We start from the raw sequence: 13,127 nt of genomic DNA on the forward strand, positions 1-13,127 counted from the left end.
CCGGAATGCAGAGCGTAGGAACGAGGATCGTAAAAACAGGGATCATGCTATTTTCCATCCTGCAATGGCAAGGCACGCCCCTTGCCACTACACATCATACCCCTTATTGGTCCTGGATTTACTGCAAATGCATGGAGTTCAGCTTAGGCCGCTGCGTTTTCTTATCCACCAATCAAAGGACACGATTGATATAATAATCACAAAAACGTACCCCTTGTCCCAGAGGGAGATTTGCTTTTTTCCGACAAGTTTCGTAATGGGCGGATTTTCTATGGAAATTTTTCCCCTGATATCCTTTTGGGGCAAATTGAAATATTTGCCCCCGGAAACCTCCGCCAATTTCATAAGCAATTCCCTTTCGATCGAAGTGTCCTTAAATTCTTTATCCGCTTTCATAATATTAAACACGGTATGTTCCTGCCCGATCTCCCCGCTCTCATTTTTTGCAATTGTTTTGATAATATAAAACCCTTCCTCTTCGTATTTAAAATTAAAGGTATATTGTCCGTCGCGCCCGGTTATTCCTTTGTTAATGAAAATGCTTTTACCGGTAAATTCGTTTGTGACGTCTATCTCCAAATGCACCCCTTCCCATGGCTGGTAGCTTTTTTCCAAAACCTTTATATTTACCTGTACTTCTTCCTGCGGAAGGAACGTGTCCTTGTTTATTGTTATATGAATTGGGTTAAACAGGGGGTCTTTAATAAGCCATTTGATGGTATTTTGCCAGAATTTCATATAATATCTGTTGCTGCCCCCTCTCCCCACTGATAGAAAATTCCATCGCCAAAGGGAATCGGCGGTAATAGCCATGCATCTTCCCTCCCCGACATCGCGAACAGCAATGAGTGGAGGCTCTCCCTGTGATGGATATGTGGCCAATACTACAGCGTCAGCCTTTGGTTGTGTCGTAATATTACAGCCATCAAGTTCCGGGAGATTTTCCCATATGGAGAGGTTTCTGTCGTTATTTATATCAAGGGTTGTCACTGGGTGTCGTTGTCCGTTTTCTGTAAGAGCTGCGCGTAATCCGGCTGTTTCCGTAAGGTCTTTGCCGGACGTAAGGTAAACCGGCAGAATTTCTTCTATAGAGGTGCCGTCATACCCTCCCTGTGTAAAAGACAAGTCCCCCCCCATCATGAGAAAGCCGCCGCCATGGTCCTTTACGAATGTTTCAATGTTGCTTAAATAGTAAGAAAACCGGTATATCGGGGAATCGTAAGGGCGGTAGTCAAAGTTTTGAAATATCACCAGGTCAAAACTGTTAAGTACCTCTGTGAAGAGTTCGTCCACGGGGAAGGGAATAAGGCTGAGTTCATCATTGCTTGCGTTGGAAATATCATTCGGCGTCCGCAGGATGAAAAAAGAAACAAGGTCAATGTTCGGGTCGTTCTTCAGCGCTTGTCTCAAAAAACGTTCGTCCCATGAGGGCCTTCCGCAAACATGCATTACCCTGATCTTGTCCCGCACTATCTTAACAAGAAAGCTTACCTGATTATTTTCAGTAATTGCTTCCTTCGGCTGAACGGGAATCGATACGGTATAAAGAAAGGTTCCTGTTTTGTATGGAGTAAATGAGAGGGTGACGTTGTATTCACCTTCTTCATTGGCAGTGATAACCTTTGTAGAAATAATGTCGCTCCCTTCTTTAAGCGTAACGGGTAGTTTCAGGTTGTTGTATCCCATCACCTTTATCGTGGCGTCTACCTTCCATGGGTTTCGCGCAAAAGTAAATGTGTTGTAGGAAATGCTGCTTAAAGCAACATCTCTTGCCTCCATATTCTCTGCGGGTGCAAAGGTAAAAAAGGGGGAAGAAAATTCTCTTGCAATGCCTGCTATAACCTCCGAGGCATTTACATTCGCCGGGCGTTCCACCGTGTCTTTCCCGTCTGAAAAAAGGAAAAAAGCCTTCACATTATCGTCTTTGTAACGTTGTTGTAAATATTTCAGAGTTTGCGCAAAATCCGTATCTTCTCCATCTGGAGTAATACCCGTCCTGATATCTTTATAGGAGGTTTCCGTTGGGATATCGGAAAAAGTGAAGAAATTTACGTCAAAAGAACTTTGCAGTTCCTTGAAAAAAGCATCATTCTCCGTAAAAAAATTATCAAGCAACTGTGCCCGGGTAACCGCAATATCTCCGCATTTAAGAGACATGCTTTTCGAAGCATCGAGAAGGCAAACCACCTTATTTTTCAGCTTCAATACCTCTTTTTGCTCCAGGTGTGGTTGAAAAAGGAGAAGGACTATCAGCAGGGTTCCTGCCAGCCGTAAAGAAAATAAGAGTATGCGCCGGGAAACAGGCCGGATATTTTTGATGCTCGACCATGAAAAAAAGAGAATCGCTATTGCAATTATAAACACCATCGCACGGAGGCCAAAACCTTCAAGCCCGGTAAAAATTAGGTTCCATTGGGTAACATTTTCCATGCGTGTCATTATACTATCAATTCGCTTTTATTGTAAAATGTTTTCGATGAAAAAGAGATTTGCCGTCGATAATAATGAAACATAGTGGGGAGGGCTTTGTGCTTATCAGTAATATCTTTGCATTTTTGTCAAAATATTTAATGGTGAAATAAGATACTCGTGAAATTCGAAATACGAAGTAGGAAACAAATTCTAATGACAAAATGATTTGAAATTCTAAACAAGCGCCATTTATGATCAATAAGCAGTCTCGGTTAATCCCTTGGGATCTTATTGAGTTTCGCAAGAAAAGACTCCGCTACGCTCCTGGACTTGATCAGGACGGAGGCCTCGTGGTTTTTATTCAAGGCGCTGTACGTCCAGTTTGTACTACCAAGAATGGTGACGTAATTATCGATAACCAGTATTTTGCTATGAGTGATATTTTTAACACTGTCGTAAAAAACAGGAACACCCTTTTCTTTGAGAAACTCGTATGCCTTCGGACTCTTTTTTTCCACCGTTTTGCCCTTGGCTCCTTTTTCCCAGAAGGCAATGTTTTTTTCAAATATTACCGTTACGGCTACGCCTCGTTTATGAGCGTCGACAAGCCCATCCAGCAGTTGATATTCCTTGCTTTTCGGGTATTTCGGGTTGATGTTTGCAGAGTACATAACGCAAAAAATGGAGTTTTTGGCGTCTTTCATCGCCCTGTGTACGTGAAAATAGTACTCCTGGTCCACCAGAGGAACAACATCATCTGCCGGCAACGCAAATAAAATGGAGGGACAAAAAGTACAGGTGAAAAATATAATTACAATGAATAAATATTTCATACAGGAGTCCTTTTTACAATCCACAGTCGGCAATCTACAGTCTACAATTTCCACCCACTGCACCCCCGCCAGCGGGGGACAAAGGATTGCCGGCTGCTTATTGCTGATTGCCGACTGTAGACCGCCGACTGCTTATTGAGTAGTTAATTATTAAGTTTGCCAAAAACATCCGACCGCTCAATCCTTTCTATCTGTACCGGCACAATGGAATTTTTCAGTGTATCAGGGCCATCGAAGAGCACCTTTATATATCTCTCCGTATATCCACATAATTTATTCGTCTTCGCATCTCTTTCCCATTCAACAAGTACTTCGCCAATATGATTAAGAAATTGTTTTTTGTACGCATATGACAGCGTGTCGGCATGCGCCTTCAGCAGGTCTTTCCTTTGTGTGATACTCGGTGAAGCACAGTGGTTTTGCATACTTGCGGCAGGCGTCCCTTTTCTTATGCTAAACGGGAATATATGCATGCGGCTGTAGCCTGCCTTCGTGCAAAAATCAACAGTATTTTGAAAGTGCCTCTCCGTTTCCCCCGGGAAACCGACCATGACATCCGTAGTAATGGCGGGTAATTTGATGTTTGAGCGAATAGTGTCCAGAATTTCCTGATAGTAAGCAGCAGTGTATTTCCGGTTCATTCTTTTGAGAATCAGGTCATCGCCGCTTTGTAATGGAATGTGAAGGTGGGGGCATATGGTTTTTCTCTCTGCAATGAGGTGCATGAGTTCCGGAGTTATTTCGTTTACTTCAATAGAACTTAATCGGATCCTTCCCAAACCGGAAAATTCGCTCAACCTTTCAAGAATTTTTACAAGTGAAATGCCGTCAGACATTTCTTTGCCATAGGCGCCAAGGTGAATTCCCGTGAGTACGATTTCTTTGTAGCCATTATGGATAAGGCGTTTTGCCTCGTCATGAATATCCTGCCATTTCCTGCTCTTGATTGCGCCGCGAACATAAGGAATGATGCAATATGAGCAGTACATGTCACAACCGTCTTCTATTTTCAAAAATGCCCTGGTATGCCCATGAAAACGGCTGATATTCAGGCGGTAAATCGAATCTTTTTGGAACGTATTGTTTTGTAAAAGGTATGGCGGTAATGAAGTGATTTGCGGGATACAAGGATCATCGTTTCCGACGATGATTTCTGCCAGGGATGATTCATCTGCCTTTGTAATGACATGGCTAACGCCGTCGATTTTCTTTATTGCCGCGGCGTCTGATTCCGCATAACAGCCGGTGACGACAATGGAGGACTTCGGGCTTTTCTTCTTCAGGCGTTTTATATAATTACGGGATTTCTCATCGCTTGCAGAAGTTACCGTACATGTATTGATTACATAAACATCTGCCGCCATTTCAGGGGATATTTCCATAAATCCCTTTGCGATAAGGGATTCCCGAAGCGCCTGTGTTTCATACTGATTTACCTTGCAGCCGAAGGTTATAAAAGCGCACGTCTTTGAATGGTTTGCAATCATGTAACATTGGTTTCCCGCTATAAATGCAGCGCGAAAAGTCTCTCTCTTTCTTGCATTAATGTAACTATTCAGCATAAACGATACACGGCTCGTTCCCAAACAGATACTTCACTATGTTCAGTACAAGGTTTGGGAACGAGTTGCGCTCTGATCTCCGGTAGTTTAATAAATTACGCTGAATAGTTACATATATTCATTATCTTTAACTGTCAAAATACATTTTTTTGTAACACTTTGGTTTTTTGAAAAATTCCAATAATCATAGTGGGGGGCGAAGCATTTGCTACAAATTGTCTTAATTCGTTCATACCCAAACGGGCAAATGCTTCGCCCCCTGCTTTTTCAAAAACTAAAGCGTCACGTTATTTCACTATTGAATTGATGAATGAGTCGGCAATTCCAATGGAAATTTCTATCTCTTTAATCAGGGATAGGACTTCATCTTCAAACAGGGCAAGCTCATCCTGCAAAGAAACAATCGACTGTGTATTAAGATTATGTTTCAAATACAGCACCTGGTCACGGAAATTGATGAGTACCGGGTCCATTTTTCTCTCAATATATTTCATGGAATTTATAAGATGCTCATATTGGCCTCTTTTCTGCGCTAATTTTTCCTGGCTATCTTGCCTGAGCGAATTACTTACATAATGCTCTAACTCCATTTCCCACTCATTGAAAAAAGCTTCTGCTACTTTTTCTATCGATTTAATATGTGAACTTAGCAACAATGATTTATCACGGCATCTCTCATATTCTTTATTCAACGTATTATATTTTTGCTCATACGTGCTGCCTTCAGCATCAGCAAACGACCTGGATCCAACCAGTGCAGATTTGAATTGTTCCTCTGTCTCTTCAAGAATATTTCTTGTATCTTTTACCCGATTTGTAAATATATCCCTTTTGTGGTAACCAACCCTTTCCATTGTTTTATAATATGTAGTCTGACAGCCGGAAAAATTCAGTAAAACAAAAAACAGAAAAGTTAAGGAATATATACAGCCTACGTTCAAACGGTTCATATTTTCTCTCCTTCCGTCAAGCGCCGTATTTGGCATTTTACTCAAATTGCTTTACAGGCGGTGAATAGGTAAATTAATATACAGGCCGTGCGGATTTAGCCTGTGGAATAGATCGGTTGTCCGTATTAAACCTGTGCGATGTTGTGTAGCATATTCCCCGGTAAATATTTCTTTTGCCAAAAGGCATTCGTAACATCGACTAATATTATCCAAGGAATCCCCTCACCTTTCCAGCGGAAATAATGTTTTCAGAAACGGTTTCCTCTTTTTTTGAAAGCAGGGCATTGATGATTTGGGTGGTATATTCGCTATGCAGGAGATTTTCTACATAGTTTGTCACGCCCAATGCTTTTTCAATATCCTTTGCAATTTTTGGAGATATTAGTTTTTTAACGTCTTCATTGTAGTAGGACGCAGCTATCGAAATATCTTCAAAGAAACCGGGATACGCTGTTTTAAGAAATGAGAGGTCTTTCCCGGTGAGGGCGTGCAGCCCTAACAATTCAGGCGGTAATCCAATCGAATACAAGGCGGCGCAAAAAGATATTACCCTTGGCAGGGTAATCCCCTCCACGTTTCTTGAATACCCAAAGAGCCCGATATGCAGCTTGCGCATCCTTCTCCTGGGAACAAACCGCGCTATATCACCGATCAAAGGTGCAAGCTCCTTGATTTGCTCCCGGTAAGCGGACGATAATCTTTTCGTAATATCCAATGCGGTTTCTTCGTCAATTACCACCGGCGGCTTTCTTTCCTGATTATTGATTGTTTCAACAGCCTTTCTGACTACTTCCTCATCGTAGTCATACTTAAAGGCAGATTGTATGGTAAACGTCTGAACGCTCGGGTATTCATTGAGGCATTCTTTCACGTTAAACGGCGTCATGTTTCCCCGAAAAAGGTTGGAGCCTACGCCAAGAATGGGATATATCGGAATTTTAAGCTTTTCCTGCAACAGGTTTAATCTTTGCAAGGCGATTTTTACCACCAGTACGGCAGGCAGAAAACCGTAGTTCAGCGCGGGATCAGAACGTCCGAGGAAAACTCGCTGATAGGGAAAGTTTTTATCTTTCAAATAATCCTGTACTATGGCATCGGCAGAAAGCATATATTGGACATCTTCAACCAGGGGAATAACCTCTATAGTCTCCGGCATAAACTCGCCAATCCATTCCCTGATGGTAATATCTCCGCTGAAACATTTCTTATACTGTTTGCCCACCACAAAATCATGATAATAATGATATACGCGGTTTATGATATCAGCGTTGGTCGTCATGGGAATAATAACTTCAAAAATAGGCGGCACCGCGCCATCTCCGTAAAATATCCTGGCGGTATCGTAGGAACGCGGGGCGCTTTCCAGGGTTTCAAGAAGTATTTTTGCCTCACTCATCTCATACGCCGGATTCGGCGCGCGCAAGGTAATAAACAGATCCTTGCCAATCCTCTTGTTTTTGAAAAAATTTTCATACCGCGTGAGCAACTTCTTGATGACAAATTCATCCACTTCCTTCCCTTCGCAATCCCACATCTGTTCATCACATCGCAAATGAGAAAACACATAATATGCCTCTTTTATTTCATCTTCGCCATGAAAAGGGGCTCCCTCCGTAAAAAACGGCATTATTACATTGTCGGGATGCTGCGTACTCATTGTTCTCGGTATTTTTCTCATTTTTGTGGCCTTTCAGGACAAATTTAGGTATCCGGTAACTTTCTAACCCGAACGAATCAAAAAAATGGTAACACTTTAGTTTTTTGAAACCGTAGGGGCGAAGCATTTGCTTGTTTGTGTATGAATGCATTTATGATAATTTACAACAAATGCTTCGCCCCTATACTATGCGGCAAACATCGCTGTTGTTGGAATTTTTCAAAAAACTAAAGTGTTGCCAATTTGTGAACCCGTAATGTATAAAATACCCCAGGTTCCCTCTAAAAAGAGGGGATATAAGGGGTGTGTTTTAATACGAATGCAAAGATGTACAGCCGTGCGTCTTTACTCTAAAATAATGTTTCGGGGTTATTAAGGGCAGCCGTTCTGTGATTTTTGACCAAGGAATCATATCATTTTCCCTCTGCAATGGCAATGCCTTCTCTTAAATTCCCAACATGGAAAAGCCGGAACCAGGCTGGTACAAAAGATGAAAGATGCGTTTGTTTAGCATATCATAATATTTTGTCATTAGAATTTGTTTCGGACTCCACAATGCTCTTTAGCGGAAATCTGGTTTTTTGAAACTTGAAATTGTCCTTTTTAGTGCGACGAACTTCGTCGCACTACATGAATTTGGCGCCGGGGATTTGGCTTATTGGGTAGGTTTGTGTATTGAAGGAATATAATGCCTGAGTATTTTGCACCTTCAGAAAATAGTAATAAAGAGAAACACAGCTTATCAAAACATCTGCATCAAACGGCAATGTTTGCGGAATACTTTGCATGTCACAAAAACTACAAACAAATTTTCAAGATAGCAGCGTTGTTGCATGACCTTGGCAAGTATCAACAGGCATTTCAGGACTATCTCACAAACGGCGGGAAACGCGGCAGTGTGCCTCATGTTTCATGGGGTGCCGGGTTATGCACTACTTTGTAGAATCATTGAGGCATCAATTGCAATTGACGGGCATCATAAGGGCTTGCCGGACAAGTCAGCGTGGAAGAGTGATACCGAGCCTTTCAATCGAGGAGAAGTCTCTGGATTTGAAAAGATTAAACGGGATTTTATTCGTTATCCTTGCCAAATAGTCCTTCCTTACATAAACATCATAGACCAGACCTCTGTGGCAGAGCTGCTTTATGATCTGGGAACACTGGCGCGGATTGCCCATCTCCCGTTGCAATACAAAGAGGCGTTGATTTTGGCGAAAGACAGGAATATTCCGATTCCTGAAGCGGAGCAGAAAATATTGGACTGAACACGTGCGGAAGTAGTGGCATATCTGCTCGGGCTTTGGGGTATAGCCGGCGCAATTGTTGAGGCGCTTGCGTTGATAAATGATATGTATCCGGTTCATTACTGCTGGAAACAGGTGCGGTAATGAAGATGAATTTCGATTATATAACTGAAATGGGCGCGTTCCCGATTTAAAGTAAAGTAGGGGCGAAGCATTTGCTGCAAATTGTTATAACTGCATTCATATACAACCGTAGAGACAGGTTTTAAACCTGTCTCTACAACTCCTTTGGCATTTATTATTCCTTTTTATGTGTATGTAGCCGGCGGTACACATTATATAGTTATTATTATTTATCTCCCCTTTACCAATAATGACTGTACTCTGGTTATTCCTTTCCCTAACTCAACCGGATAGCCGGCTTCATGGAGGCCTTTCTCAAGTGCAGAAATCGCCAGAATAATATCAAAATCGTTAACATAGCCCATGTGGCCTATGCGTATCATCTTTCCCTTTAAGGAGTCCTGCCCTCCGGTAAAAGTAACGCCTGTTTCATCCCTTAATTTTTTAATAATTTTATCAACATCGACGCCTTCCGGCGCCTTTATGGCAGTCAAAACATTGCTTGAACTATTCCCGGCAAAGAGTTCCAATCCTAATGCCTTCACACCTTCCCTGGTGGCATTTGCGAGACGTTCATGCCTTGCCCACACATTCTCAATGCCTTCTTTTTTAATCATCTCCATTGCAGTCTTCATTGCCATAACGAGTGATACTGCAGGGGTAAATGGCGTTGTTTTGTTTTTAAGATTTTTGCGCATCTTCCTAAAATCCCAGTAATATCTGGGTAAATCCCCTTTTTCAACAGCCTCCCATGCCCCGCTGTTTACGCAAACAAATGCCAGCCCAGGCGGCAACATGCACCCCTTCTGCGAACCGGTTACCGCTACATCAACATTCCATTCGTCCATAAGAAATTTATGAACACCGATGCCGGTAATAGCGTCCACTACTATCAGTGCACTGTATTTTTTCACAATCTGTGAAATGGCCTTTATATCGTGCAGCGCACCTGTCGATGTTTCGCTTTGTGTTGCAAAAACTACCTTTATTTCACTGTTTTTCTTAAGAATTTCTTCCACCCTGGAAGGTTCTACCCCTTTTCCATACTCCACACTAACGACCTCTGTTTCAATGCCGAAACACTTGCATAGCTCCACCCAACGTTCTCCGAATTTGCCAGAGGTAATTACCAGTGCTTTATCACCTTTCGACAGGACGTTGGCAACGCACGCCTCCATTGCGCCGGTGCCGGAGGACATTAACGTATAAACCTCTCCTGTTTTTGTTTGAAACAGATACTTTAAATCCTCGCTCAATTCGTAAAATATTTGGGAAAATTGTGGTGTTCTGTGGTGTATCATTGGTTGCGCTTCAGCGAGCGAAACCTCAGGCGGTACCATTGTAGGTCCTGGGGTAAACAGATAGTTTTTCTTCATAAAAAAATTCCTTTCTCAGGATATCTTGTTGTCCGATAAATAAGGTCTTCGAAAGATGAATAATAAGAATTTGTACATTTATTGCAATGGACGCAAGGGCAAAGCCTGATTGTCTATGCTATTGATAAGCCCGGGCAATCTCACTGGAAAACAGGGTTTATCCGCTCCACCCTAAGCACAAAAAAGGATGTTATATGAAAATAATACTTGTTGCAATGTTACAAATAAATTCATACCCGAACGGTCAATGCTTCGTCACTACATCTATTAGGAACGATACCTTCTTTAATTATTTCTTTTGTTGCAGCTTTAATTGTTTATTGTACAAAGAAAAATAATTTTTTGCTTTTTCTTCCATCCCTTTTGCCGCATAAACATTGCCTAAATTATTATATGCTTCGATATTGTCCGGATTTGCCATAAGTGAAATTTCAAAGGCATTAATTGCCTCGTCATATTGTTTTTTCTTTAGATAATTTAACCCTAAATTGTATTGTGCCTTTGCATTACCGGAGTTGCATTCAACGGTTTTGTTATAATATGCGAGCGCTTCATCAATCTGCCCCATGTTTTCATACAGAAAGGCAATATTAAATAATGTTTCTTCATGATAAGGATTAATTCCCAAAGCCTTATTATATTCCACCAATGCTTCCTTATTTGATCCTTTCATTGTATAGACCAGTCCCAGATTAGAATAGGTTATCGCCAGATTGGGGTCCAGTTCAATGCGTTTTTTAAGCACCTTAACTGCTTCGTCATATTTGCCGCTTTTCGCGTATGAAATACCCAACAAAGAATATGCAACCTTATAATCAGGATTCATTTCAATCGTTTTCTTAAGATATTCAATGGCAGGTTCATATTCTTCCATATCAAAATATACGGTACCAATTTTAAAATATGCTTGTGGTTGATTGGGGTTTATTTTCAGGACTTTTTGAAATAGCTCTATTGCCTCACTATCCATTCTTTTATCTGCATACACTTCGCCAAGACTAATACAGGTATCAATATTATCCGGGTCTGTCGCGAGTGATTTCCTGAATAATTCAATTGCTTCATTATGTAGTCCGTATTTTGCATATTCTACACCTTGTAAATATTGTTCGTGGGCCATGTTACTCCGGTAAGGCATTTGGTCTTTTACGGAGGATGCATAAACTAAAGAATATTGAAAAGCACCGGCTAAAAGTATTGCCGGCAAATAATACGTTGCGGTTGATTTGAAAAAACGAAGAAAATTCACACAAACACCCCTTCTCTTTTAAAAGAGTAAAACTCCAGATAAATTTAAGACGGAATTTATTATATTTGTAATTAGCTATTTATTCAACGTTATCTTTTTATGTGATTCTTCATTCAGGTGGGTTAAAATGAACGGTGTCGGTGAAATCCAATGATTGGTAACATTTTAGCTTTTTGAAAAATTCACGGGATAGAAAAAAGACTCTGGAGATGCAGGGTATCGCGCTTGTAGTGATGCAATACCTGCTACTTATAAGAGATCATTTGCTTTAAATAGGCAAAATTGAAATATTTAAACCAATATAAAAACACTCCATCTCAAACCTCCATGCGATGTTGAAACAACCATGACAGGGTTAATTATCACTCTTTGGAATTTTAACGTTAAAATCTATATTTTAAACCTCTTTTTACCCGTCTAAGGTTCTGTCCCCATCTTTTTAAAAACAATTATTCTTATGGTATTTATTATATAATTATCTATTTAAAATAAACCGTAATCTTATTATGTTGATTGTTAAAATATGTGTTATTTTTCAATAAACATTTATAAAATAAAGACTTATATCCTTTTTTTTATTGTAAAATACCTGTGTTTTACCTACATATAAAAATTATATATTAAACTTAAAAATAAAAAGATATCGTTTGGGTGTAAATTATCTACATATTAATAAACAATAAATTTACACCATAAATTAGAGTTTTTGATAACACTTTATTTTTTTTAAATCTCATTTTAATTAGTGCCTTTTTTTAAATCTGTGCAATATGTAGTTCCCCTTTCGCATTTCTTGTTTGGTTATGGCTTGGCTATGCCAGTTCAGAAAAGGTATCTTGAAATACCTTCCTTAAAATATATAGGGTTTATTTTAAAATGGTCTAAAAAGGGTTTTTCATCGCAGGTATTTCCTTCCAGCAACATTGTTATTTGATCTTTTGTTACGGGAAAGGCAGGTATCCAATCAAACATTTCAGCCAAAGTGTTCATAATCCAGACTGGAATATGAATTTTATAGGGAGGTAAACAAAGTACCTTTCCGATAATATTAATAATGTCATTAAATTCAATTTTTTCTGGTCCTCCTACTTCATACGATTTTCCAAACGTGTCTCTTCTTTCTATCGAGTCAACAAACGCGGCAACGACATTTTCAACGGCTACCGGTTGCAGTTTATATTTACCATCTCCGATTACGGGGATAAACTGCTGAATTTTTAGCATACCTGCAAATGTGTTAACGAACTTATCTTCCTTACCAAATATGATAGATGGACGGAAAATAGTATAATTAAGCCCGCTTTTCCTTATACACTCTTCCGCCAGGAATTTTGTTTGTTGATACAGCGTCTTTCCTTCCTGCTTTGCCCCTAAAGCGCTCATTTGTATAAATCTGTCAACACCTTGTTTTTTCGCTTCTCTTATGAGGTTGTGCGTACCTTCATAGTGAAGTTTTTCAAAAGTAACCCCTTTTCCCGGTATTTCCCTGATAATACCAACAATATTAATTACTGCTTCACAATCAGCTATAGCGTTTTTAAGACAAGGCGGATCTGTAATATCTCCGTTTACAACTTCTATCTGGTTGATATATTGTCCCAATTTATGTTCAGAGCCTTTTCTTACCAGGCATTTTACTTTATATTTATTTTCAATGAGTTTGTTTAATAACTGTTTTCCGACAAAACCAGTGCTGCCCGTCAAAAAGATTTTCATAATAT

9 protein-coding genes are annotated in these 13,127 nt (G+C 40.2%); 1 reads left to right on the top strand and 8 read right to left on the bottom strand.

Features of this window, described 5'->3' with window-relative positions:
* Nucleotides 1-138: 138 nt before the first annotated feature.
* The 5 genes from M5U24_RS13375 to ppcA all read right to left on the bottom strand — a co-directional run bounded on the left by M5U24_RS13375 (nt 139) and on the right by ppcA (nt 7,435).
* Nucleotides 139-2,430: a glutamine amidotransferase gene (locus tag M5U24_RS13375; RefSeq protein ID WP_172953481.1), complete on the bottom strand. Its 2,292-nt coding sequence runs from the start codon at nt 2,428-2,430 to the stop codon at nt 139-141.
* 254 nt (nt 2,431-2,684) lie between these two features.
* Nucleotides 2,685-3,245, bottom strand: coding sequence for a phospholipase D-like domain-containing protein (locus tag M5U24_RS13380; RefSeq protein ID WP_164994401.1), 561 nt, complete (start codon nt 3,243-3,245; stop codon nt 2,685-2,687).
* Between the two features lie 143 nt (nt 3,246-3,388).
* Nucleotides 3,389-4,807 carry a tRNA (N(6)-L-threonylcarbamoyladenosine(37)-C(2))-methylthiotransferase MtaB gene (mtaB, locus tag M5U24_RS13385; RefSeq protein WP_099325041.1) on the bottom strand — a complete coding sequence of 473 codons (1,419 nt, stop codon included), beginning with the start codon at nt 4,805-4,807 and terminating at the stop codon, nt 3,389-3,391.
* Between the two features lie 287 nt (nt 4,808-5,094).
* The gene (locus tag M5U24_RS13390) at nt 5,095-5,757 is read right to left on the bottom strand and encodes a DUF2959 family protein (protein WP_157820501.1); all 663 of its coding nucleotides are present in this window, start codon (nt 5,755-5,757) and stop codon (nt 5,095-5,097) included.
* Nucleotides 5,758-5,962: 205 nt separating this feature from the next.
* Nucleotides 5,963-7,435: a phosphoenolpyruvate carboxylase gene (gene ppcA / locus M5U24_RS13395; protein WP_099325039.1), complete on the bottom strand. Its 1,473-nt coding sequence runs from the start codon at nt 7,433-7,435 to the stop codon at nt 5,963-5,965.
* An 812-nt stretch (nt 7,436-8,247) separates the two neighbouring features.
* Here ppcA and M5U24_RS13400 point away from each other — a divergent pair.
* Complete coding sequence (locus tag M5U24_RS13400; protein WP_164994255.1) at nt 8,248-8,679, top strand: hypothetical protein; 432 nt, start codon at nt 8,248-8,250, stop codon at nt 8,677-8,679.
* A 332-nt stretch (nt 8,680-9,011) separates the two neighbouring features.
* Here M5U24_RS13400 and M5U24_RS13405 read toward each other — a convergent pair whose 3' ends face one another.
* From M5U24_RS13405 to M5U24_RS13415, 3 genes are all read right to left on the bottom strand, one after another.
* On the bottom strand, nt 9,012-10,157 hold the full coding sequence (locus M5U24_RS13405; RefSeq protein WP_099325035.1) for an alanine--glyoxylate aminotransferase family protein: 1,146 nt from the start codon (nt 10,155-10,157) through the stop codon (nt 9,012-9,014).
* Between the two features lie 289 nt (nt 10,158-10,446).
* Nucleotides 10,447-11,406, bottom strand: coding sequence for a tetratricopeptide repeat protein (locus M5U24_RS13410; RefSeq protein WP_099325034.1), 960 nt, complete (start codon nt 11,404-11,406; stop codon nt 10,447-10,449).
* Nucleotides 11,407-12,228: 822 nt separating this feature from the next.
* Nucleotides 12,229-13,122, bottom strand: a complete 894-nt coding sequence (locus M5U24_RS13415; RefSeq protein ID WP_099325033.1) for a complex I NDUFA9 subunit family protein — start codon at nt 13,120-13,122, stop codon at nt 12,229-12,231.
* Nucleotides 13,123-13,127: the final 5 nt, after the last annotated feature.

The organism is Candidatus Kuenenia sp. (assembly GCF_027493735.1).
In the GTDB taxonomy this organism is placed as follows: domain Bacteria; phylum Planctomycetota; class Brocadiia; order Brocadiales; family Brocadiaceae; genus Kuenenia; species Kuenenia stuttgartiensis_A.

What these genes read in the sequence shown, in the direction of transcription:
- M5U24_RS13380 (WP_164994401.1), bottom strand. Translation starts at nt 3,245, where the DNA reads ATGAAATATTTATTCATTGTAATTATATTTTTCACCTGTACTTTTTGT.
- M5U24_RS13415 (WP_099325033.1), bottom strand. Translation starts at nt 13,122, where the DNA reads ATGAAAATCTTTTTGACGGGCAGCACTGGTTTTGTCGGAAAACAGTTA.
- M5U24_RS13390 (WP_157820501.1), bottom strand. Translation starts at nt 5,757, where the DNA reads ATGAACCGTTTGAACGTAGGCTGTATATATTCCTTAACTTTTCTGTTT.
- M5U24_RS13405 (WP_099325035.1), bottom strand. Translation starts at nt 10,157, where the DNA reads ATGAAGAAAAACTATCTGTTTACCCCAGGACCTACAATGGTACCGCCT.
- M5U24_RS13400 (WP_164994255.1), top strand. Translation starts at nt 8,248, where the DNA reads ATGACCTTGGCAAGTATCAACAGGCATTTCAGGACTATCTCACAAACG.
- ppcA (WP_099325039.1), bottom strand. Translation starts at nt 7,435, where the DNA reads ATGAGAAAAATACCGAGAACAATGAGTACGCAGCATCCCGACAATGTA.
- M5U24_RS13375 (WP_172953481.1), bottom strand. Translation starts at nt 2,430, where the DNA reads ATGGAAAATGTTACCCAATGGAACCTAATTTTTACCGGGCTTGAAGGT.
- mtaB (WP_099325041.1), bottom strand. Translation starts at nt 4,807, where the DNA reads ATGCTGAATAGTTACATTAATGCAAGAAAGAGAGAGACTTTTCGCGCT.